Origin of the sequence: Phenylobacterium terrae (genome assembly GCF_042681205.1) — a bacterium.
GTDB lineage: Bacteria > Pseudomonadota > Alphaproteobacteria > Caulobacterales > Caulobacteraceae > Phenylobacterium > Phenylobacterium terrae.
Genome location: NZ_JBHUEY010000001.1, coordinates 2037184 through 2058860, shown reverse-complemented (window position 1 = coordinate 2058860; position 21677 = coordinate 2037184). Strand labels below are relative to the sequence as shown.

The window sequence follows — 21677 nt, the reverse complement described above, 5'->3', positions numbered from 1 at the left end:
CCTAAGAGAACTCGGGCGCCTAGCCCTGGGCCGGCGTGTCCTCGAGCGAGGGGACGTGCTGCGACAGCCGCCCGCCGACGCGGATCGGCTCGATGCGGCGGGCCAGGCCCGTGGGGGGGTGGGTCTCGACGAAGACGCCGCAGATGGTGGCCGGGCCCTCGGCCGGCTTGTAGCGGCCGCCGGAGATCCGGGTGGTGAACCGCCGGAGCGGCTCCTCCTTCTGGTTGCCGATGACGCTGTCGTAGTCGGCGCAGGCGCCGGCGTCGGTCTGGTAGGCGGTGCCGCCCGGCAGGATCTGGCAGTCGGCGGTCGGCACGTGGGTGTGGGTGCCCACCACCAGGCTGGCGCGGCCGTCGCAGAAGTGACCCATGGCCATCTTCTCGCTGGTCGCCTCGGCGTGGATGTCGACGATCACCGCATCGGCCACGGCGCCCAGCGGGCAGGCCTCCAGCTCCTTGTCCACGGCCCCGAACGGATCGTCCAGGGAATCCATGTGCACCCGGCCCAACAGGTTCACGACCAGGACGCGCTTGCCGTTGTCGGTCTCGAACAGCTGGGCGCCGCGCCCGGGCGCATCGGCGAAGGCCGAGTAGTTCAGGGGACGGATCAGCCGCGGCTCGCGCACGATGTAGGTCAGCGCCTCCTTCTGGTCCCAGGAGTGGTTGCCCAGGGTCAGGCAGTCGGCACCGGCGTCGAACAGCTCGCGGGCGGTGGACTCGGTGATGCCGAAGCCGGCGGCGGCGTTCTCGGCGTTGACCACCACGAACTCCAGCCCCAGCCGGCGGCGCAGCCCGGGCAGGTGCTCGGCCAGGCCTTCGCGGCCCGACCGGCCGACGACATCTCCGAAAAAGGCGAAACGCATCTGAACTCCTTACCTCACCTCGATATAGCCGGTCTCGGTGAGGATGGCGTCGAGCCGCTCGTCGTGCGGCTCGGCGGGCAGCTCCTCGACCTCCTGGCCGGCGTAGGCGAGGCCCAGGACGAAAACAGGTTTGGCGGCGCGAAGGTTCGCAAGGGTGCGGTCGTAGTGGCCCGCCCCCTGGCCGAGCCTGTGGCCATGGCGGTCGAAGGCGAGCAGCGGGGCGATGACGAGGTCGGGCGCCAGGTGTTCGGCGCTGTGCGGCGGCGAGGGGATGCCGAAGGCGTCCGGGACCTGCGGATCGCCCGGCGCCCAGGCCCGGAAGACCAGCGGCGCGTCGCGGTCCTCGGCCACCGGCAGCGCGAGCCTCGCGCCGGCCTCTGCAAACCGGCGCAACACGGCCCGAGGATCGAGCTCGGTGCCCATCGCGTGGTAGCCGCTGACCACGGCGAACCGCGACAGCAGTTCGGCCGGCAGCTGCCCCGCGGCCAGCTCGGCGGCGTCCGGCCAGGCGCGCGCCAGCCTCAGCCGCTGGGCGCGCATGCGCCGGCGAAGCTCGGTCTTGTCGGAGGGGCCCGGCATCGGGGGCCCTATAGCAGGGATTGGGGTGGCGGCGCCGCGAGAGCCGTGAAGGACTGTTTCATCCCCTCGACCTGGATAGACCAGGTGGGCGCCGTTTGCCCGAGACCACGGCCCCGGACAGGGACAGCTCCCTTCGAGATAGATAAGGTCGCTGGGATATGTCGCCTTCGACGCGAGCCGCAGCAGACCCGCCGGGACGTAAGGTAGGGCGCGAGGGGCGGCGCCACAAGCGGGGCCGGGCGCCGACTAGGCCCCCTCCACCGCCTTCGGCGGTCCCCCTCCCCCAGAGGGGGAGGAGAGGGCAAGTGGCGCCGCATCGATTCTCCTCCCCCCTTGGGGGAGGGGGACCACGCGTAGCGTGGTGGAGGGGGCCTCGCCGCCCTACCCGTTCGCCAGCTTCTCGATCCGCTGAGCCGCGGCTTCCAGCGCGGCGACGCTCTTGGTCTCGGTGCGGGCCAGGTCGTTCTGCAGCCGCGCGACTTCGCCCTGCAGGGCGGCCAGGCGGCCGCGCATCTCGAACAGCTCGTCAGCCATCAGCAGGGCGCCCAGCAGGAAGAGGCGCGTGTCGCCGAGTTGGCCGAGGTCCTTGCTGACCTGGCGGACCTGGCCGTCGAACATCTTCGCGAGCTCCCGAAGGTGCCCCTCCTGCCCGTCCTCGCAGCCGACCGTATAGGGCCGGCCGTTCACCTCGATGGTCACCTGGGCCATGGCTCAGGCCTCCTCGGACGCGCGGGCGTCGGCCTGGCCCAGGGTCGCCTTGATCTCGGCGATGGCCTTGCCGAGGGCGGCGGAGGCGGCGGCGCCGGCCTCTTCGAGCTCGCGCTCCCGGGCCCTGGCCTGGTCGAGCTCGGCGGCCAGCTTGGCGCGGTCCTGGTCGAACAGCCCGCCGGCCTCGGCGCCGGCCCGGGCCACGCGGTCCGCGAGACGCTGCTCCAGCACGGCCAAGGCGCGTTCGAGGCGCCGGATCGCAAGGTCTAGCGCGCTGTCGCCGCCGGGCTGAGCGTTCATCCCGCCTCCGTCTGGTGTGGCCTCATCTATAGCCCGCGCCGCGCCGGCTTTTGAAGACATCTTCGCCGCCTGCGGCGGCGCAGCGGCCGGGCGCCGCCTTGACCCTAGGCCGCGCGCGTGCGAGGGCGCGGCCGCCGCCCCGAAAATTAACGACTCGAAGACAGCCGCCAATGCCGCAAGACTTGAAGACCATGGCCGACGCCATCCGGGTCCTCGCCATGGACGCCGTCGAGCAGGCCAACTCCGGACACCCGGGGATGCCCATGGGCATGGCCGACGTGGCCACGGTGCTGTGGACGAAGTTCCTGAAGTACGACGCGACCAAGCCCGACTGGGCCGACCGCGACCGCTTCGTGCTCTCGGCCGGCCACGGCTCGATGCTGATCTACGCCCTGCTGCACCTGACCGGCGTCAAGGGCGTCTCGATGGACGAGCTGAAGGCGTTCCGCCAGTTCGGCTCCAAGACCCCCGGCCACCCCGAGTTCGGCCACACGCCGGGCGTCGAGACGACCACCGGCCCGCTGGGCCAGGGGATCGCCACCAGCGTCGGCATGGCCATCGCCGAGCGCAGGCTGGCCGCCCGGTTCGGCGAGGACTTGGTCGACCACCGCACCTGGGTCATCGCCTCCGACGGCGACCTGATGGAGGGCGTCAGCCACGAGGCCATCCACCTGGCCGGCCGGCTGAAGCTGAACCGGCTGACCGTCCTGTGGGACGACAACAACATCACCATCGACGGCCCCCTGTCGCTGTCCGAGACCGGCGACCAGCTGGCCCGCTTCAAGGCGGCCGGTTGGGCGGTGAAGGCCATCGACGGCCACGACATCGGCCAGATCCGCCGCGCGCTCACCTGGGCCACCCGCCAGGACAAGCCGAGCCTGATCGCCTGCCGCACCAAGATCGGCAAGGGCTCCAAGAACATGGAGGGCCACCACGACACCCACGGCAAGGCCCTGGGCAAGGCCGAGGTGGCGGCGACCCGCGACAACCTGGGCTGGCCGCACGAGCAGTTCGTGGTGCCGGACGAGGTCTACCGCCCCTGGCGCGCCGCCGGCCGCCGCGGCGGCAAGCTGCGCCGGGCCTGGGAGCAGCGGCTGGCCGCCTCCCCGGCGCGCGCCGACTTCGAGCGGGCGATGAAGGGCGAGCTGCCCGAGCACGCCTTCGAGGCGCTGGACGCGCTGATCGAGAAGGCCGTGGCCGACAAGCCCGCCGCCGCCACCCGCCAGCACTCCGGCTCGGCGCTGGACGCCCTGTTCGGCGCCATCCCCGAGCTGCTCGGCGGCTCGGCCGACCTGACCGGCTCGAACAACACCTTCGTCAAGAACACCGCCTTCTTCGACGCCCCCGACTACGCCGGCCGCTACATCAACTACGGCATCCGCGAGCACGGCATGGCCGCGGCGATGAACGGCATGGCCCTGCACGGCGGCGTCATTCCCTACGGCGGCACCTTCCTGGTGTTCACCGACTACTCCCGTCCGGCCATCCGCCTTGCGGCCCTGATGGGCGTGCGGGTGATCCACGTCGGCACCCACGACTCCATCGGCCTGGGCGAAGACGGGCCGACCCACCAGCCGATCGAACACCTGGCTGCCCTGCGCGCCATGCCCAACCTCTACGTCTTCCGCCCGGCCGACCTCGTCGAGACCGCCGAGTGCTGGAAGGCGGCCCTGCGCCTGCAGCGCAGCCCCTCGGTGCTGGCCCTGTCGCGCCAGAAGACCGCGCCGGTGCGCACCGAGGTGATCGGCGAGAACCTGTCGGCCCACGGCGCCTACCAGCTGAAGGCCGCCACCGGCCCGGCCCGGGTGACCATCTTCGCCTCGGGCACCGAGGTGCCGATCGCGCTCGCCGCCCGCGAGAAGCTGGAGGCCGAGGGGATCGGCACGCGGGTGGTCTCCACCCCCTGCTGGGAGCTCTTCGAGGAGCAGACCGACCGCTACAAGGCCGCGGTGATCGGCGAGACCGAGGTGAAGGTCGCCGTCGAGGCCGCCGCCCGCTTCGGCTGGGACCGGTTCATCGGCCCGGACGGCGTCTTCGTCGGCATGACCGGCTTCGGCGCCAGCGCCCCCTTCGAGCGCCTCTACAAGGAGTTCGAGATCACCGCCGAGGCCGTGGTGAGCGCGGTCAAGGCCAAGCTCGAGGACTGACCCCATGCGGCTCGGCACGCCCCTCTCTCCTTCGGCCGTGAAGGTGATGCTGCTGGGGAGCGGCGAGCTCGGCAAGGAGGTGGCGATCGAGCTGCAGCGCCTCGGCTGCGAGGTGATCGCCGTCGACCGCTACGCCAACGCGCCGGCCCAGCAGGTGGCGCACCGCGCACATGTCGTCGCAATGACCGACGCGGCCGCCCTGCGCGCGGTCATCGAGGCCGAGCGGCCGCACCTGATCGTGCCCGAGATCGAGGCCATCGCCACCGACGAGCTGGTGCGCATCGAGGCCGAGGGGCTGGCGACGGTGATCCCCACCGCCAAGGCCGCTCAGCTGACCATGAACCGCGAGGGCATCCGAAGGCTGGCCGCCGAGGAGCTGAAGCTGCCCACCAGCCCCTACGCCTTCGCCTCGTCCGAGGCCGAGCTCGCCCGGGGCGCCGAGCAGGTGGGCTTCCCCTGCTTCGTGAAGCCGGTGATGAGCTCGTCCGGAAAGGGCCAGTCCTATGTGGAGCGGCCGGACCAGATCGGGCAGGCCTGGCGCTACGCCCTGGAGGGCGGCCGGGTCGAGCAGCCGCGGGTCATCGTCGAGGGGCGCATCGACTTCGACTACGAGATCACCCAGCTGACCGTCCGCTCGCGCATGGCCAACGGCGCCACCGCCACCAGCTTCTGCGCCCCCATCGGCCACCGCCAGGTCAAGGGCGACTATGTGGAGAGCTGGCAGCCGCAGGCGATGAGCGCGGCGGCCCAGGCCCGCGCGGAGCAGATCGCGGGCCTGGTCACCGAGGCCCTGGGCGGGCACGGCATCTTCGGCGTCGAGCTGTTCGTCAAAGGCGACGAGGTGTGGTTCTCGGAAGTGAGCCCCCGCCCGCACGACACCGGCCTGGTGACCCTGGTCTCGCAGTACCAGAGCGAGTTCGCCCTGCACGCCCGGGCGATCCTCGGCCTGCCGGTGGACGTGACCCAGCGCGAGCCGGGCGCCAGCGCGGTGATCTACGGCGGCCTGGAGGCCAACGGCATCGCCTACGAAGGCGTCGCCGAGGCCCTCTCCATCCCCGGCGCCGACATCCGCCTGTTCGGCAAGCCCGAAGCCTTCGCCCGCCGCCGCATGGGCGTGGCGCTGGCCAGGGGCCACGATGTCGACGAGGCGCTGGTCCGGGCTCGCGCCGCCGCGAGCCTGGTGCGGCCGGTCGAGGCCTAGATCCCACCGTCATCCCGGCCGCAGCGAAGCGGAGAGCCGGGACCCAGGCTCTCGCGCTCCGACGCTGGGTCCCGGATCGGCCTGCGGCCGTCCGGGATGACGGCGGACATGACCCAACCGTAAGTTTCCATGCTCGCATAACGCGGTAAGGTCGGCCCATCGGGAGGACCTCCATGCGCATCCAGTTGCTCGCGGCCGCCGCCGCCCTCGCCCTGCTCGCCCCGCTGGCCGCGCCGGCGCAGACCCAGGCGCCGCTGATCGAGCGGACCAAGTTCTTCGGCAATCCGGAGAAGATCGGCGGGCAGATCAGCCCGGACGGCAAGTGGCTGTCGTGGATCGCGCCGCGGGACGGGGTGCGCAACGTCTGGGTGGCGCCGGTGAACGATCCCTCGGCCGCCAAGCCGATGACCGCCGAGAAGTCGCGGCCGATCGCCGGCTACTGGTGGAGCCCGGACTCGAAGCAGATCCTGTTCATCACCGACAAGGGCGGGGACGAGAACTTCCTGCTCTACGGCGTCGACGTCGCCAGCGGCGTCCAGAAGACCCTCACCCCGTTCGAGAAGACCCGGGCCCAGATCGTCGGCCGCAGCCGGCTGGTGAAGGACCGCATCCTGGTCGGCCTCAACAACCGCGACCCGCGCTGGCACGACGTCCACAGCCTGGACTTGGCGACCGGCAAGCTGACGCCGGTGCTGCAGAACGACGGCTTCGCCAGCTTCAGCGTCGACCAGCAGCTCAACATCCGCACCGCCATCAAGTCACGGCCGGACGGGGGCATGGACCTCTACAAGGTGGAGAACGGCAAGGTCGCCGCCGCGCCCTACGAGACCATCCCCTTCGAGGACACCGAGACCACCCAGCCGACCAGCTTCACCCCCGACGGCAAGACCCGCTACTGGATGGACTCCCGCGGCCGCGACACCGCGGCCCTGATCGCCGAAGACGTCGCCACGGGCAAGAAGACGCTGATCGCGGAGAACGCCAAGTCCGACATCGGCGGCGCCCTGGTGGACCACGAGACCGGCAAGGTGCTGGCCTACGCCTTCAACTACTTCAAGACCGAGTGGACGCCGACGGACCCGGCGGTGAAAGCCGACCTCGACTTCCTGATGTCGCAGCTGAAGGGCGAGCTCTCGATCGCCTCCCGCACCGACGACGACGCCCTGTGGATCGTCGGCGTCGATCCTGTGACCTCGCCCTCGGCCGCCTATCTCTACGACCGCAAGGCCAAGAAGCTCACCAAGCTCTACGTCACTCGCCCGGCGCTGGAGGGCGCGCCCCTGGCGCCGATGCACCCGCTCGAGATCAAGACGCGGGACGGGCTGACCCAGGTCTCCTACCTCACGCTGCCGCCGGGCAGCGACGCCGACGGCGACGGCCGGCCCGAAAAGCCCGTGCCGATGGTGCTGTACGTCCACGGCGGCCCGTGGGGCCGCGACACCTACGGCTACCACTCGATCCACCAGTGGCTGGCGAACCGGGGCTATGCGGTGCTGTCGCCCAACTTCCGCGGCTCCACGGGTTTCGGGAAGTCGTACATCAACGCCGGCGACCGCGAGTGGGGCCGCAAGATGCACGACGACCTGATCGACGCCGTCGACTGGGCGGTGAAGAGCGGCGTCGCGCCCAAGGACAAGGTGGCCATCATGGGCGGCTCCTACGGCGGCTACGCCACCCTGGCGGGCCTGACCTTCACGCCGGACACCTTCGCCTGCGGCGTCGACATCGTCGGCCCGTCCAACATCAACACTCTGCTGTCCACCATCCCGCCCTACTGGGAGGCGGCGCGGAGCATCTTCGCCAAGCGGGTCGGGGACATCTCCACGCCCGAGGGCCAGGCGATGCTGAAGGAGCGCTCTCCGCTGACCCATGCGCACAAGATCAAGCGGCCGCTGCTGATCGGCCAGGGCGCCAACGATCCGCGGGTGAAGCAGGCCGAGTCCGACCAGATCGTCCAGGCGATGCAGGCCAAGAACATCCCCGTCACCTACGTGCTGTTCCCGGACGAGGGCCACGGCTTCGCCCGGCCGGAGAACAACATCGCCTTCAACGCCACCGCCGAGAACTTCCTGGCCAAGTGCCTGGGCGGCCGCGCCGAGCCCTACAAGGACGCCTTCGCCGGCTCGTCGATCCAGGTCCCGCACGGGGCCGAGTTCGCGCCCGGCCTGAAGGCGGCGCTGGAGAGCCGGCAGGTGGCGACGCGCTAAGTCCCCTCCTCTCCCCCGACGCGAAGCGCGGGGGGAGAGGCCGGGAGAGGGGTGGAGCGACGTCGGCGCGAGCGAGGCGGTCGGGCGGCCCGCCCGGAACCTGTTGCGCGACCATCCGGAGCCGCGGTGAGACCTGGGCCGCCCCTCTCCTCAATCCTCTCCCCTCGGGCTGCGCCTCGGGGGAGAGGAGGCAGGCAACCAACCCACACCTCGAGTGTTTAAGGCGCAGCTTGGTCGCGGGCGGGGCGAGCGGGGTTGACTCGGCGGCCCCAGGCCTCAAGAACCGCCCGCAAAATCACTGAACTAGGCCGCTCCCCCGGCCCGTCTGTCACTCGAGGAGATTTCGATGCCCGTACGCGTCGCCATCAACGGCTTCGGCCGGATCGGCAGGTTGGTCCTTCGCTCGATCATCGAGCATGCGCGCACGGACATCGAGGTGGTGGCCATCAACGACCTCGGCCCGGTGGAGACCAACGCCCACCTGCTGCGCTACGACTCGGTGCACGGCCGCTTCCCCGGAACCGTGACCGTCAACGGCGACACCATCGACGTCGGCCGCGGGCCGATCAAGGTGACCGCCATCCGCAATCCGGCCGAGCTGCCCCACAAGGAGCTGGGCGTGGACATCGCGCTGGAGTGCACCGGCCTCTTCACCTCCAAGGAGAAGGCCAAGGCGCACCTGGACGCCGGCGCCAAGCGCGTGCTGGTCTCCGCGCCCTGCGACGAGGCCGACCAGACCATCGTCTACGGGGTCAACCACGACACCCTGACCGCCGACGACCTGATCGTCTCCAACGCCTCCTGCACCACCAACTGCCTGGCTCCGATCGCCAAGGTGGTCCACGAGCTGTGCGGCATCGAGCGCGGCTACATGACCACGATCCACGCCTACACCGGCGACCAGCCGACGCTGGACACCATGCACAAAGACCTCTACCGCGCCCGCGCGGCGGCCCTGTCCATGATCCCGACCACCACCGGCGCGGCCAAGGCCGTGGGCCTGGTGCTGCCGGAGCTGAAGGGCAAGCTGGACGGCTCTTCGATCCGCGTGCCGACCCCCAACGTTTCGGTCGTGGACCTGAAGTTCGTGCCGGGCCGCTCGGTCACCAAGGACGAGATCAACGAGGCCCTGAAGGCCGCCGCCAACTCCAACGAGCTGCGCGGCATCCTGGTCACCAGCGAGGACCCGCTGGTCTCCTCCGACCTCAACCACATCGCCGCGTCCTCGACCGCCGCGCTGCCGCAGACCCAGGTCATCGAAGGCCAGCTGGGCCGCGTGCTGTCCTGGTACGACAACGAGTGGGGCTTCGCGACGCGGATGAGCGACACCGCCGTGGCGATGGCCAAGCTGATCTGAGCGCGATGAGCTTCAGGACGCTGGACGAGGCCGACCTGGCCGGCAAACGCGCCCTGGTGCGCGTGGATTTCAACGTGCCGATGGAGGGCGGGCGCGTCACCGACGACACCCGCCTGCGCGCGGCGCTGCCGACCATCGAGAAGCTGCGCAAGGGCGGCGCGAAGGTGGTGCTGCTGGCCCACTTCGACCGGCCCAAGGGCAAGCGCGTGCCGGAGATGAGCCTGCAGCCCGTCGTCGAGCCGCTGGCCAGGCTGGTCGGCGCGCCGGTGGCCTTCGCCGACGACTGCATCGGCGATGCGGCCAAGGCGGCGATCGACGCGCTCCCGCCGCGCGGCGTCGTCCTTCTGGAGAACGTCCGCTACCACGCCGGCGAGGAGAAGAACGATCCGGAGTTCGCCAAGGCGCTGGCCGCGGGCGGCGACCTCTACGTGAACGACGCCTTCTCGGCCGCCCACCGGGCGCACGCCTCCACCGAAGGCCTCGCCCGCCTGCTGCCCGCCTACGCCGGCGAGCAGATGCGCCGCGAGCTGGAGGCGCTGGAGATGGCGCTGGGCAGCCCCAAGCGGCCGGTGATGGGCATCGTCGGGGGGGCCAAGGTCTCCACCAAGCTCGACCTGCTCAACAACCTCGTCGGCAAGCTGCAGTACCTGGCGATCGGCGGCGGCATGGCCAACACCTTCCGCTACGCCCAGGGCTACGAGATCGGCGGCTCGCTCTGCGAGAAGGAGATGGCCGACACCGCCCGCCAGATCCTCGACAAGGCCAAGGCCGCCGGCTGCCACATCATCTTGCCGACCGACGCCGTGGTGGCCGAACAGCTCGCCTCGGACGCGGCCACCCGCACCGTCGAGCTCTCCGAGCCGGGCGCCATGGGGCCGCAGGACAAGATCTTCGACGTCGGCCCCAAGACGCTGGCGCAGATCCTCGACGCCATCTCCGAGGCGGCGACGCTGGTCTGGAACGGGCCGCTCGGCGTGTTCGAGGTGCAACCCTTTGACCGCGCGACAGTTGAAGCTGCGCAGCACGCGGCCCGGCTGGCCAAATCCGGCAAGCTGGTGGCCGTGGCGGGCGGGGGTGATACCGTGGCGGCCCTCAACGCGGCCGGCGTGAGCGGCGACTTCACCTTCGTCTCCACGGCCGGGGGCGCGTTTCTGGAATGGATGGAAGGCAAGACGCTGCCCGGGGTGGCGGCGCTGTCGAAATAAAGGGCTGACATGGCGCGAATTACTCTGAGGCAACTGCTCGATCACGCGGCCGAGCACGGCTATGGCGTGCCGGCCTTCAACATCAACAACATGGAGCAGGGCCTCGCCATCCTGGAGGCGGCCGACGCGGTGGACGCGCCGGTGATCATCCAGGCCAGCCGCGGCGCGCGCCAGTACGCCAACGACATCGTCCTGAAGCACCTGATCGACGCCCTGGCGGAGATGTATCCGCACATCCCGATCTGCATGCACCAGGACCACGGGAACAACGAGGCCACCTGCGCCACCGCGATCCAGTTCGGCTTCACCTCGGTGATGATGGACGGCTCGCTGATGGCCGACGCCAAGACGCCCGCCGACTACGACTACAACGTCCGCGTCACCCGCAACGTGGTGGACATGGCCCACTGGGTCGGCGCCTCGGTGGAGGGCGAGCTCGGCGTGCTGGGCAGCCTCGAGACCGGCATGGGCGAGAAGGAGGACGGCCACGGCTTCGAGGGCAAGCTCGGCCACGACCAGCTGCTGACCGATCCCGACCAGGCCGTCGAGTTCGTGAAGGCCACCGAGGTCGACGCCCTGGCGATCGCCATGGGCACCAGCCACGGCGCCTACAAGTTCACCCGCAAGCCCGACGGCGAAGTGCTGGCGATGAACGTGATCGAGGAGATCCACCGCCGCCTGCCGAACACCCACCTGGTGATGCACGGCTCCTCGTCGGTGCCGCAGGAGCTGCAGGACATCATCAACAAGTACGGCGGCGAGATGCCCCAGACCTGGGGCGTGCCGGTCGAGGAGATCCAGCGCGGCATCAAGCACGGCGTGCGCAAGATCAACATCGACACCGACAACCGCATGGCGATGACCGGCGCGATCCGGAAGGTGTTCGCCGAGCATCCGGGCGAGTTCGATCCGCGCAAGTATCTGAAACCCGCCATGGAGGCGATGCGCGCGGTCTGCCGCCAGCGGTTCGAGGAGTTCGGCACCGCCGGCTGGGCCAGCAAGATCAAGCCGATCCCGATGAGCCAGATGGCCAAGCGCTACGCGTCCGGCGAACTGGCCCCCAAGATCGGCGCGGCCCGCAAGCTGGAGGCCGCCGAGTAGAGTTTGGACCGCGCGCTTCCGGCCCGGTCGGCCCGGGCTGGAGGGGCCGGCCGGTGCAGGGAGTGGAGAAGAACAATGAACCTCGCGGCGCTGAACGAAATCGCTGAGAAGATGGTGACGCCGGGCAAGGGCATCCTGGCCGCGGACGAGAGCTCGGGCACCATCAAGAAGCGGTTCGACGCCATCGGCGTGGAATCCACCGAGACCAACCGGCGCGACTACCGCGAGCTGCTGTTCCGCTCGACGGAGGCGATGCAGAAGTACATCTCCGGCGTCATCCTCTACGAAGAGACCCTCTACCAGGACGCCGCGGACGGTACGCCGCTGGTGAAGCTGATCGCCGAGGCCGGCGCGGTGCCGGGCATCAAGGTCGACAAGGGGACCAAGCCCCTGCCCGGCTTCCCCGGCGAGACCATCACCGAGGGCCTCGACGGGCTGCCCGAGCGGCTGGCCAAGGACTATGAGCGCGGCGCCCGCTTCGCCAAGTGGCGGGCGGTGATCGACATCGCGGCGGGCATCCCCACCGCCGGCGCGGTGAAAGCCAACGCCCACGCGCTCGCCCGCTACGCCCGCATCTGCCAGGAGGCGCAGATCGTGCCGATCGTCGAGCCGGAAGTGCTGATGGACGGCTCCCACGACATCGCCCGCTGCGACGAGGTCACCCGCTTCGTCCTGCAGACCGTGTTCGCCGAGCTGTTCGAACAGCGCGTGGCCCTGGAAGGCATCGTGCTGAAGCCGAACATGGTCGTCTGCGGCAAGAAGTGCGAGACGCGCGCCACCATCGACGAGTGCGCCCACCGCACCATCGCGGCGCTGAAGGCGACGGTGCCGTCGTCGGTGCCGGGCATCGCCTACCTCTCCGGCGGCCAGAGCGACGAGGAGGCCACCGCCCACCTGAACGCCATGAACAAGATCGGCGGCTTCCCCTGGAAGATGACCTTCTCCTACGGCCGGGCCCTCCAGGCCGCGCCGCAGAAGGCCTGGGCCGGCCGTCCCGAGAACGTCGCCGCCGCCCAGCGCGCCTTCACCCACCGGGCGCGGATGAACGCCCTGGCCAGCCTCGGCAAGTGGGAAGACAGCCTGGAGACGGCGCTGGCCGCCTAGGCGCAGCTTCGGAACCTCCTCACGCCTCGCCGGATTGACGAGGCGTGAGGAGCCATCTGACCCTGATCGTCACCTTCGCCGGGCTCGCGGTGCTCGGCGCCTGCCTCGCCTGGCTGCTGGTCGCGGGCGACGCCTTCGAGAACCTCGGGCCTGTGCTGCCGTGGATGGTCGGCGGCGCCATCGTGGTGGCCGCGCTCACCGCCGGCCTGATGTGGCTGGCCTTCTTCTCCTCCCGCCGCGGCTACGACGAGCCGTACGACGTGAACAAGCCGAACGGCGGGCGGCCCTACTAGGCCGCTGGAATGGGTGACAGGTAGGCGCTAGGCGCCAACCAGTCACCGGCGGTCATTGGTGACTGGTTGGCCGAAGGCCTACCTGTCACCGCGCTCAGGCATCGATGTTTGCGCCGCGCATCTCCTTCAGGAAGAACAGGCCCACGACCAGCGTCACCGCGGCGATGACGATCGGGTACCAGAGCCCGAAGTAGATGTTGCCGGTGGCCGCCACCATGGCGAAGGCCGTGGGAGGCAGGAAGCCGCCGAACCAGCCGTTGCCGACGTGGTAGGGCAGCGACATGGAGGTGTAGCGGATCCTCGCCGGGAACATCTCCACCAGGGCCGCGGCGATCGGGCCGTAGACCATGGTGACGTAGAGCATCAGCACGAACAGCACGCCGACGACGAGCGGCCGGTTGACCTGCGCCGGGTCGGCCTTCTCCGGGTAGCCGGCGGCGGCGAGCACCGTGCCGATCTGGCCCTGCCATTCCTTCTTCGCCGCATCGAATTCTGCCTTGGGCAGCCCCCGGCCGTCGAAGCTGGGCACCGCCACCTGGCCCACCTGCACCACCGCCTGTGAGCCGGCCGGGGCGGGACGGCTCTCGTAGGAGACGCCGGCGCTGGCCAGGTGCGACTTGGCCACGTCGCAGGACGAGGCGAAGGTCTGCCGGCCGATGGGGTCGAACTGGAAGGCGCAGTCGGCCGGGTCGGCGATCACCGTCACCGGCGCCCGCTCGGCGGCCGCGGCCAGCTGCGGGTTGGCCGCCGCCGTCAGGGTCTTGAACAGCGGAAAATAGGTCAGCACCGCCAGCAGGCAGCCCAGCAGGATGATCGGCTTGCGGCCGATCTTGTCCGACAGCCAGCCGAAGACGATGAAGAAGGGCGTGCCGAGGATCAGGGCGATCGCCACCAGGGTGTTGGCCAGCGAGCCGTCGACCTTCAGCATCCGTTCCAGGAAGAACAGGGCGTAGAACTGGCCCGTGTACCAGATCACCGCCTGGCCGGCGGTCAGGCCCGCCAGCGCCAGCAGCACCAGCTTCAGGTTCGGCCAGCGGGCGAAGCTCTCGGTCAGCGGCTTCTTGGAGGCCTTGCCCTCCTCCACCATCCGCCGGAACACGGGGCTCTCGTTGAGCCGCAGGCGGATCCAGAGCGACAGGCCCAGCAGGATGATCGAGACCAGGAAGGGGATACGCCAGCCCCACTCCCGGAAGGCCTCTTCCCCCAGGTTGCTGCGCACCAGCAGGATGACGATCAGGGACAGGAACAGCCCCAGCGTCGCCGTCGTCTGGATGAAGCTGGTGTAGAGGCCGCGCCGGCCGGGCGGGGCATGCTCGGCCACATAGGTCGCCGCCCCGCCGTATTCGCCGCCCAAAGCCAGGCCCTGGATCAGCCGCATGACGATCAGCAGGATGGGCGCGGCGACGCCGATCTGGGCGTAGCTGGGCAACAGGCCGACGACGAAGGTCGACAGCCCCATCAGCAGCATGGTCACCAGGAAGGTGTTCTTGCGGCCCCACAGGTCGCCCAGCCGGCCGAACACCAGCGCCCCGAACGGGCGCACCGCAAAGCCGGCCGCGAAGGCCAGCAGGGCGAAGATGTAGCCGGTGGTCTCGTTGACCCCGGAGAAGAAGTGCTGGGTGATGAACCCGGCCAGCGAGCCGTAGAGGTAGAAGTCGTACCACTCGAAGACCGTGCCCGCCGAGGCGGCCCCGATCACTGTGGCGTGCTGGCGCCCGCTCCCCTGCCCCGCGTCCGACATGCGCCCTCCCTAGGCCTTTTCGTCAGAGCCTAGAGGCGAAGCTTTCGGCTTAGAAGGGGCGCCCCTAGCGCTGGGCGCCCATCCGATGGCTGGGATCGGCCGGGCCTTGCTTGTCGCCGGCGTTGGGGTGGTCGTACTCCTCGCGGGTGGCGGCCTCGGTGAGGGCGTCCTTGCGGCGGTCGCGGCGGGAATTGTAGGCCATCCCCCACGCGATGGCGGCGCCCAGCAGGGCGACGCCGATCACCGTCACCAACATCCAGAAGGCGCCAGAGCTGATGTCGAGCATGCTCGCGTAACTCCAGGTCTCGTCAGACCTTGAGAACAGGCGGGCGGCCGAAAGGCTCCCTCAATTCTCTTCCCTCCCCTCATGGGGAGGGTGGACGATGCGAAGCATCGGACGGGTGGGGAAGCGACGGTCATCGCAAGCGCTGATCGGCCGGCTCCCTGCTGCACCGGACTCCCCCACCCGGTCCCTTCGGGACCACCCTCCCCTGGAAGGGGAGGGAAGGCGCCACCTTACTACGAGTTAATGCATGCTAGCTTGCATCGCTCAGTACCTTGCGTAAGACTTCACCTCGAGGGACGCCAAGGGAACGGCCGACGTGACCGAGACCATCCAGGTTCAGCTGAAGAAGGGGGTGCTGGAGCTCTGCGTCCTGGCCCTGCTCTCGCGCGGCGACGGCTACGCCTACGACATCGCCAGCCGGCTCTCGCAGGCGATCGACATGGGCGAGGGCACCATCTACCCCCTGATGCGCCGCATGCAGGCCGACCGGCTGGTGGAGACCTACCTCGTCGAGTCGCCCGCCGGCCCGCCCCGCAAATACTACCGCCTGACCGACGCCGGCCGGGCGAGCTTCGAAACCCAGAAGGCCGCCTGGGCCAAGTTCTCGGGCGCCGTCGCGACCATCCTTGGAGAGGGGCCATGACGCGGCAGATCTTCCTACAGCGGCTGCGCGACGGCCTGCGGGGCCTGCCCCCGCAGACCATCGACGACATCGTCGCCGACTACGAGGCCCACTTCGTCGAGGGCGAAGCGGCCGGCCGCAGCGAGGCCGAGGTGGCCCAGGCGCTGGGCGATCCCGACCGGCTGGCGCGCGAGCTGCGCGCCGAGGCGGGCCTCAGGATGTGGGAAGAGCAGAAGAACCCGTCGGCGGCCATGGGCGCGGTGTTCGCCGTCATCGGCCTGGGCGCGCTCGACCTGCTCATCGTCCTGCCGCTGCTGATCGGCGTCGCGGGCGCCCTGTTCGGCATCGGCATGGGCGTGGTCGCGGCCTTCTTCGCCGGCGGCGCGGTGTTCATCGGCGGCCCCTTCTTCGACCCGCCGGGCGGCGCGGTCACCGCCATCTTCGCGGGCCTCGGACTGATGGCCGGCTCGATCTCCGCCGGCGCGGTGCTCACCCTGGTGACCATCGGGCTGGTCAACGCCCTCGTCTGGTACGGGCGACTGCACTTCCGCCTGCTCAAGCCGGCCCTCTAGCCGAAAGGACGCTGCGCCATGATCCGCAACCTCGTGCTGATCGCCGTCGCCGGCTTCTTCACGGCGATCATCTGCTTCACCGCGGCCGTGAGCTTCGGCGGTCCGGACATCTTCACTAACCACAACTGGCATCGAAGCTTCGGCGGCTGGGACGACGACGAGGACCGCGCCGAACGGCGCTGGGAGGCGTCGGACGACCTGGCGACCCGCGAACTGCCCTGGACCGGCGAGAGCCTGGACGTCGACGTGGCCGGCGAGGTCCGGTTCATCCAGAAGGACGGCCCGGCCACCCTGGTGATCAGCGGCCCGAGCCGCCTCGTCCACGAGGTCCAGCTCGCCGGCGGCCGGATCAGCGGCGACGACGACGAGGACGGCTGGCGGCGGGTCGGCATCACCATCACCGCCCCGCGAATCACCGAGTTCCGGCTGGACGACGAGGACACCCTGGTGGTCCACGGGTACGACCAGGACCGGTTGATGCTGACCATGGAGGGCCGCGCCGACGTCTCGATCCAGGGCCGCACCGGATCGCTGACCCTCAACATCGGCGAATCGGCCGACGCGGACCTGTCGCAGCTGCAGGCCGGCGAGGTGCTGGCCAACGTCCGCGACTTCGGCGAGGTGAGCCTCGCGCCCCAGACGCGGGCCGACCTGAAGGTGGCCGATTCGGGCAAGGTGACCCTGGTCAGCCGCCCTGGGCAGCTGCACAGCGACGTCACCGGCCGCGGCAAGATCATCGAGGCCGGGGCCGCGCCCGCCGAACCGGCGCCCACGGTGGGCGAAGTCGCCCGGGACGCGACGAGTTAACGCGGCAAAGCGCCTTCCTTCCGCCCGCAAGGCGAGCGAGGTTTAACGAAACCGGCGCCTGTGCCCTATATGGGCGCCGACCCTCTTCGCAGACCCGAGGTATTGCGCTTGCCGACCGTGGCGTTTGTCAGCCCCAAGGGGGGTGCGGGAAAGACCACCGCTTCCATGCTGCTGGCCCTGGGGCTGGTCGAGCAGGGCCACAAGGTGGCGATGATCGACGCCGACCCGAACAAGCCGCTGGTGCACTGGGCCTCGCTGCCCGGCCGGCCGAACGCCATCAGCGTGCACGCCGCGCCGTTCGAGATGGACCTGCCCGACGCCCTGCGCGAGGCGAACGGCAAGAAACCGGATTGGATCATCCTCGACACCGAGGGCTCGGCCCGGGTCGGCCTGTCGTTCACGGCGGTGAAGCCGGATCTGGTCATCACCCCCCTGGCCTCCTCGGCGCTCGAGGCGCTGCAGGCGCTGAAGATGGCCGAGATCGTCGGCAATGCGGAAAAGAAGCTGCGCCGGCCGATCAAGCACGCCTGCCTGCTGACCCGCCTGCCGGCCGCCGTCCGGCCCAAGTCGCTGAAGGGCATCGTCGAGCAGCTGCGGATCAACAATATCGCCATCCTGCCCACCGGGATCATCGAGAAGGAGGCCTTCCGGATGATCTTCGCGCTCGGCGGCGATCTCGCGACGCTGGAGAAGAACGGCGTCTATGGCGTGGGCCAGGCCCGCACCATCGCCCACACCTACGTGAACGCCGTGAAGGAGTTCATGGGCCTGCTGGCGCCCAAGGAGGCCGAGCCGGCGATGGCCCCGGCGTCGCAGCCGCAGGCCATCGAGGGCCGGCTCGGCTGATGCCGGACGAGGCCCGCATCGTCTATCTCTTGATGGCTGCGGCCCTGGTCGCCCCGGCCGCCTTCGCGATCATCAAGCGCTGGTTCGACCGGCGGCGGTAGCATTCGACCCCTACCTCCCCCGCGAAGCGGCGGGAGGTAGGAGAAGCGCTAGTGCCCGTCCCCTTCCAGCTCGCCCATGGCGCTCTGCATGTAGTTCTGCTCGCCGAGCGAACGCAGCAGTCCGACCTGGGTCTCCAAGAAGTCGATGTGCTCCTCGGTGTCGGAGAGGATCTCCACCAGCACCTCGCGGGAGACGAAGTCGGCGGCGGCCTCGCATTGCTTGACGCCTTCGACGAGGGTGACCCGGCCGGAGGTCTCCAGCTCCAGGTCGGCCATCAGGCCTTCGCCGACGCTCTCGCCGATCTTCAGCTTGTGCAGGTCCTGCAGGTTGGGCAGGCCCTCGAGGAACAGGATCCTACGGATCAGCTTGTCGGCGTGCTTCATCTCGCCGATCGATTCTTCGTAGGTGATCTTGCCGAGCCGCTTCAGGCCCCAGTTCTCGTACATGCGGGCATGCAGATAGTACTGGTTGACCGCCGTCAGCTCGTTGGTCAGCACGGCGTTGAGCAGCCGGATGATGTCTCTGTCGCCCTGCATAGAAGCTCTCCGTCACTATTCGCGCGCAGCCTTTCCGCGCGTCGGGCGGGGAGTCAAAGCCTATCTTTGCAAGTGATTTGCGGTCGCTGATTTAGTTGCGAGCGACGCCGGCAAGTCTCTGATTTTATTGCCGCGCCTCTGGTAATCGGCGCGTGCGGCCGAGCTACTCGGCGGCGTACTTCAGCGCCTCGTCCTGCTCGTCCAGCATCTGGCGCATATCGCAGACGCAGCGGGCGCACTGGGGCTTGGAGTCACAAGCCTTGAAGATCTCGGCCGGGCGCCGCGCGCCGGCCTGGATGGCGGCGCGGACCTGACGTTCCCGGATCCCGTTGCAATTGCAGACGTACAAGTTGCGAACCCCTCGCAGATGGATCCTATGTACCAGATGCGAACGCCGTTGCAACTCATTTGCAACTGGGCGGTTGCGACGCGGCGCCGCGGGAGCCATCGTCCAGCTTGGGCGTTCCACAACCGGACGGGGCGCCTCGCGCGCGCCGAGTGCGAGGCCAGAACGACATGGACGCCGAGGCCCTGCTGCTGTCGCGGCTGCAGTTCGCCTTCACCATCGCGTTCCACATCATCTTCCCGAGCTTCACGATCGGGTTGGCGAGCTACCTCGCCGTGCTGGAAGGCCTGTGGCTGACCACGAAGAACGAGGCCTTCAAGACCCTCTACCTGTTCTGGGTGAAGATCTTCGCCCTCTCGTTCGGCATGGGCGTCGTCTCCGGGGTGGTGATGAGCTACCAGCTCGGCACCAACTGGAGCGTCTTCTCGGCCTTCGTCGCCCCGGTGATCGGGCCGCTGTTCGCCTTCGAGGTGCTCACCGCCTTCTTCCTCGAGGCCAGCTTCCTGGGCGTCATGCTGTTCGGCTGGCGCAAGGTCGGCCCGCGCCTGCATTTCGCCTCCACGGCGCTGGTCGCCGTCGGCACCCTGATGTCGGCCTTCTGGATCATCTCCGCCAACAGCTGGATGCAGCACCCGAGCGGCTACGCCCGCCTCCCGGACGGCTCGATCAGGGCGACGAGCTGGATGGAGGTGATCTTCTCGCCGACCTTCCCCGAGCGCTTCACCCACATGGTGCTGGCCGCTTACCTGACCACCGCCCTGGTGGTCGCCGGCGCCTCGGCCTGGCGGCTGCTGAAGTCGCGCGGCGAGACCGAGTCGGCGATCTCCCTGCGCATGGCGGTCGGCATGCTGGCCATCGTCGCGCCGCTGCAGCTGTGGGTCGGCGACATCTCCGGCAAGCAGATGCTGGAGAGCCAGCCCTCCAAGCTCGCGGCCATCGAGGCCTTCTGGGAGACGAGGGCCGAGCAGCCGTTCCACATCGCGGCCTGGCCCGACCGGGCCACGGAGTCGAACCGCTGGGAGATCTCGATCCCCAAGGTCGGCAGCTGGATCGTGGCCGGCGAGACCACCGCCGAGGTGCCGGGCCTGAGGAGCCTGGCGCCCGAGGACCGCCCGCCGGTGGCCATCGTCTTCTGGGCCTTCCGGATCATGGTCGGGCTCGGCCTGCTCATGATCCTCCTCGGACTCTGGGGCGCCTGGCTCTGCTGGCGGACCAAGGGGCCTGAGCACAGCCGGCCCTACCTGCGGACTTGCGTCGCCATGGCCCCGACGGGCTTCGTCGCCGTCATCTCCGGCTGGGTGGTCGCCGAGGTCGGCCGCCAGCCCTACGTGGTCTACGGCGTGCTGCGGACGGCCGATGCGGTCTCGCCGGTGGGCGCAGGCGAGGTCTCGGCCTCGCTGCTGGCCTTCCTGGTCGTCTACGGCATCGTGTTCAGCGTCGGCGCCCTCTACATCCTGCGACTGATGGCCGAAGGGCCCGTAGCCGGCGCCGGCGAGCCGCCGCCCGAGCATCCGGGGCCGCGCCAGCCCAGCCAGCCGATGGCCGCCGCGCCCGCCGATCCCGACCCGGAGGCCGGCCGATGAACCTCGATCTTCCGCTGATCTGGGCCGGGATCATCGCCATGGCGGTGCTGATGTACGTGCTGCTCGACGGCATGGACTTGGGCCTCGGCATCCTCTTCCCGTTCGCCGGCTCGCCGGAGGAACGGGACATCATGATGGACACCATCGCCCCGGTCTGGGACGGCAACGAGACCTGGCTGGTGCTGGGCGGCGGCGGCCTGTTCGCCGCCTTCCCGGTGGCCTACGCCGTGCTGGGGCCGGCGCTCTACGTGCCCATCCTCCTGATGTTGCTGGCGCTGATCCTGCGCGGCGTCGCCTTCGAGTTCCGGGCCCGCGGCCGGCGGCGGGGCAAGGCCTTCTGGACGGGCGCCTTCTACGCAGGCTCGATCGTCGCCACCCTGGCCCAGGGCTTCGTGCTCGGCGGCTTCATCCAGGGCGTCGAGGTGGAGGGCGAAGCCTTCGCCGGCGGGGCCTACGACTGGCTGACGCCCTACACCGTGCTGGTCGCGGTCGGGCTGGTGTTCGGTTACGCCCTCCTGGGCGCCTGCTGGCTGATCTGGCGGACCGAAGACGAGCTGCACGGCCGGGCCCGCCGCTGGGCCTGGGTGAGCGCCGCGGCCACCGCCCTGCTGCTGGCGGCGGTGAGCCTGGCGACGCTCTTCATCCATCCGGAAGTCGCCGTCCGATGGGGCTGGGAGGGCGGCCGCTTCGACCTCGCCCGCCTTGCGCCCCTGCTCGCCATCCCCGCCCTCGGCGCGGCCGGCCTGGCCCTGCTGGTCGTCGGGCTGAAGCGCCATTCGCACGCCCTGCCCTACTTCGGCGCGACCATCGTCTTCCTGTCCGGCTACATCGGCCTGGCGGTGAGCTTCTTCCCGAACATCGTCCCCTACGACCTGACCTTCCGCCAGGCGGCCTCGGCGGACAACGCGCTGGGCCTGATGCTGGTGGGCGTGGCGATCCTGCTGCCGGTGATCCTGGGCTACACCTTCTGGGTCTACTGGCTGTTCCGCGGCAAGGTGACGGCCGGTGCGGGCTATCATTGAACCGCCGCCCGAGGGGGACGAGCCGGCCGGGCCGCTGTGGCGCCGGCTGGCCTGGTTCTTCGGCCTGGCGCTCGCCGGCCTGCTGGCGACCGCCGCGGTCGCCTACGGCCTGAGGGCGCTTCTCGCCGCGGGCTGATATAGAGCCCCGCC

Annotated in this window: 23 protein-coding genes and 1 other RNA gene; 15 read left to right on the top strand and 9 right to left on the bottom strand. The window is 69.9% G+C overall.

The genetic code is table 11. From position 1 onward, the window contains the following. Positions 1 to 19: 19 nt before the first annotated feature. The 5 genes from ACFSC0_RS10360 to ACFSC0_RS10340 all read right to left on the bottom strand — a co-directional run bounded on the left by ACFSC0_RS10360 (position 20) and on the right by ACFSC0_RS10340 (position 2449). On the bottom strand, positions 20 to 862 hold the full coding sequence (locus ACFSC0_RS10360; protein WP_377283012.1) for a TIGR00282 family metallophosphoesterase: 843 nt from the start codon (positions 860 to 862) through the stop codon (positions 20 to 22). A gap of 9 nt (positions 863 to 871) precedes the next feature. Next, positions 872 to 1441 carry a 5-formyltetrahydrofolate cyclo-ligase gene (locus ACFSC0_RS10355; protein ID WP_377283013.1) on the bottom strand — a complete coding sequence of 190 codons (570 nt, stop codon included), beginning with the start codon at positions 1439 to 1441 and terminating at the stop codon, positions 872 to 874. A 27-nt stretch (positions 1442 to 1468) separates the two neighbouring features. Then, positions 1469 to 1630: non-coding RNA, 6S RNA (ssrS, locus tag ACFSC0_RS10350), on the bottom strand. Between the two features lie 192 nt (positions 1631 to 1822). Then, positions 1823 to 2149, bottom strand: coding sequence for a cell division protein ZapA (locus tag ACFSC0_RS10345; RefSeq protein WP_377283014.1), 327 nt, complete (start codon positions 2147 to 2149; stop codon positions 1823 to 1825). A gap of 3 nt (positions 2150 to 2152) precedes the next feature. After that, positions 2153 to 2449 carry a DUF4164 family protein gene (locus tag ACFSC0_RS10340; RefSeq protein WP_377283015.1) on the bottom strand — a complete coding sequence of 99 codons (297 nt, stop codon included), beginning with the start codon at positions 2447 to 2449 and terminating at the stop codon, positions 2153 to 2155. Positions 2450 to 2619: 170 nt separating this feature from the next. Between ACFSC0_RS10340 and tkt the strand changes: the two genes are divergently transcribed. The 8 genes from tkt (at position 2620) to ACFSC0_RS10300 (ending at position 13064) form a co-directional block, all read left to right on the top strand. Next, positions 2620 to 4596 carry a transketolase gene (gene tkt / locus ACFSC0_RS10335; RefSeq protein WP_377283016.1) on the top strand — a complete coding sequence of 659 codons (1977 nt, stop codon included), beginning with the start codon at positions 2620 to 2622 and terminating at the stop codon, positions 4594 to 4596. A gap of 4 nt (positions 4597 to 4600) precedes the next feature. Beyond that, positions 4601 to 5797: a formate-dependent phosphoribosylglycinamide formyltransferase gene (gene purT / locus ACFSC0_RS10330; RefSeq protein WP_377283017.1), complete on the top strand. Its 1197-nt coding sequence runs from the start codon at positions 4601 to 4603 to the stop codon at positions 5795 to 5797. A gap of 173 nt (positions 5798 to 5970) precedes the next feature. Further along, complete coding sequence (locus ACFSC0_RS10325) at positions 5971 to 8004, top strand: S9 family peptidase (protein ID WP_377283018.1); 2034 nt, start codon at positions 5971 to 5973, stop codon at positions 8002 to 8004. 346 nt (positions 8005 to 8350) lie between these two features. Next, positions 8351 to 9361 carry a type I glyceraldehyde-3-phosphate dehydrogenase gene (gene gap, locus ACFSC0_RS10320; RefSeq protein ID WP_377283019.1) on the top strand — a complete coding sequence of 337 codons (1011 nt, stop codon included), beginning with the start codon at positions 8351 to 8353 and terminating at the stop codon, positions 9359 to 9361. 5 nt (positions 9362 to 9366) lie between these two features. Further along, positions 9367 to 10566, top strand: a complete 1200-nt coding sequence (locus ACFSC0_RS10315; RefSeq protein WP_377283020.1) for a phosphoglycerate kinase — start codon at positions 9367 to 9369, stop codon at positions 10564 to 10566. 9 nt (positions 10567 to 10575) lie between these two features. Then, the gene (gene fba / locus ACFSC0_RS10310) at positions 10576 to 11667 is read left to right on the top strand and encodes a class II fructose-bisphosphate aldolase (RefSeq protein ID WP_377283021.1); all 1092 of its coding nucleotides are present in this window, start codon (positions 10576 to 10578) and stop codon (positions 11665 to 11667) included. Between the two features lie 75 nt (positions 11668 to 11742). Beyond that, entirely contained in the window at positions 11743 to 12771 is a 1029-nt protein-coding gene (locus tag ACFSC0_RS10305; protein ID WP_377283022.1) for a class I fructose-bisphosphate aldolase, read from the top strand. A gap of 44 nt (positions 12772 to 12815) precedes the next feature. Then, the gene (locus ACFSC0_RS10300) at positions 12816 to 13064 is read left to right on the top strand and encodes a hypothetical protein (protein WP_377283023.1); all 249 of its coding nucleotides are present in this window, start codon (positions 12816 to 12818) and stop codon (positions 13062 to 13064) included. Positions 13065 to 13158: 94 nt separating this feature from the next. On the opposite strand, the gene ACFSC0_RS10295 is transcribed toward ACFSC0_RS10300, so the two are convergent. Then, positions 13159 to 14805: an MFS transporter gene (locus ACFSC0_RS10295; protein WP_377283024.1), complete on the bottom strand. Its 1647-nt coding sequence runs from the start codon at positions 14803 to 14805 to the stop codon at positions 13159 to 13161. 64 nt (positions 14806 to 14869) lie between these two features. Continuing rightward, a complete protein-coding gene (locus tag ACFSC0_RS10290; protein ID WP_377283025.1) occupies positions 14870 to 15091 on the bottom strand; it encodes a hypothetical protein in 222 nt (73 codons plus the stop codon). A 316-nt stretch (positions 15092 to 15407) separates the two neighbouring features. Here ACFSC0_RS10290 and ACFSC0_RS10285 point away from each other — a divergent pair, with 316 nt between their 5' ends. From ACFSC0_RS10285 to ACFSC0_RS10270, 4 genes are all read left to right on the top strand, one after another. Beyond that, a complete protein-coding gene (locus tag ACFSC0_RS10285; protein WP_377283026.1) occupies positions 15408 to 15734 on the top strand; it encodes a PadR family transcriptional regulator in 327 nt (108 codons plus the stop codon). Beyond that, the gene (locus ACFSC0_RS10280) at positions 15731 to 16285 is read left to right on the top strand and encodes a DUF1700 domain-containing protein (protein WP_377283027.1); all 555 of its coding nucleotides are present in this window, start codon (positions 15731 to 15733) and stop codon (positions 16283 to 16285) included. Before ACFSC0_RS10285 ends, ACFSC0_RS10280 begins: the two co-directional genes overlap by 4 nt. An 18-nt stretch (positions 16286 to 16303) precedes the next feature. Continuing rightward, positions 16304 to 17092 carry a GIN domain-containing protein gene (locus ACFSC0_RS10275; RefSeq protein ID WP_377283028.1) on the top strand — a complete coding sequence of 263 codons (789 nt, stop codon included), beginning with the start codon at positions 16304 to 16306 and terminating at the stop codon, positions 17090 to 17092. Between the two features lie 69 nt (positions 17093 to 17161). Next, complete coding sequence (locus ACFSC0_RS10270) at positions 17162 to 17938, top strand: ParA family protein (protein ID WP_377283029.1); 777 nt, start codon at positions 17162 to 17164, stop codon at positions 17936 to 17938. A gap of 149 nt (positions 17939 to 18087) precedes the next feature. Here the strand turns inward: ACFSC0_RS10270 and bfr are convergent, their stop codons facing one another. Both bfr and ACFSC0_RS10260 read right to left on the bottom strand, forming a co-directional pair. Then, positions 18088 to 18576 carry a bacterioferritin gene (gene bfr, locus ACFSC0_RS10265; protein WP_377283030.1) on the bottom strand — a complete coding sequence of 163 codons (489 nt, stop codon included), beginning with the start codon at positions 18574 to 18576 and terminating at the stop codon, positions 18088 to 18090. 163 nt (positions 18577 to 18739) lie between these two features. Beyond that, on the bottom strand, positions 18740 to 18925 hold the full coding sequence (locus ACFSC0_RS10260; protein WP_377283032.1) for a (2Fe-2S)-binding protein: 186 nt from the start codon (positions 18923 to 18925) through the stop codon (positions 18740 to 18742). 167 nt (positions 18926 to 19092) lie between these two features. Here ACFSC0_RS10260 and ACFSC0_RS10255 point away from each other — a divergent pair, with 167 nt between their 5' ends. Genes ACFSC0_RS10255 through ACFSC0_RS10245 form a run of 3 tightly spaced genes read left to right on the top strand, consistent with a single transcriptional unit; the run spans position 19093 to position 21663 of the window. Then, positions 19093 to 20505 (top strand): cytochrome ubiquinol oxidase subunit I, encoded by a 1413-nt coding sequence (locus tag ACFSC0_RS10255; protein WP_377283033.1) that lies wholly within the window; start codon positions 19093 to 19095, stop codon positions 20503 to 20505. Continuing rightward, the gene (cydB, locus tag ACFSC0_RS10250) at positions 20502 to 21527 is read left to right on the top strand and encodes a cytochrome d ubiquinol oxidase subunit II (protein WP_377283034.1); all 1026 of its coding nucleotides are present in this window, start codon (positions 20502 to 20504) and stop codon (positions 21525 to 21527) included. Before ACFSC0_RS10255 ends, cydB begins: the two co-directional genes overlap by 4 nt. Next, the gene (locus ACFSC0_RS10245) at positions 21511 to 21663 is read left to right on the top strand and encodes a hypothetical protein (RefSeq protein ID WP_377283035.1); all 153 of its coding nucleotides are present in this window, start codon (positions 21511 to 21513) and stop codon (positions 21661 to 21663) included. The genes cydB and ACFSC0_RS10245 overlap by 17 nt, the downstream gene beginning before the upstream one ends. The last annotated feature ends 14 nt before the right edge of the window (positions 21664 to 21677 follow it).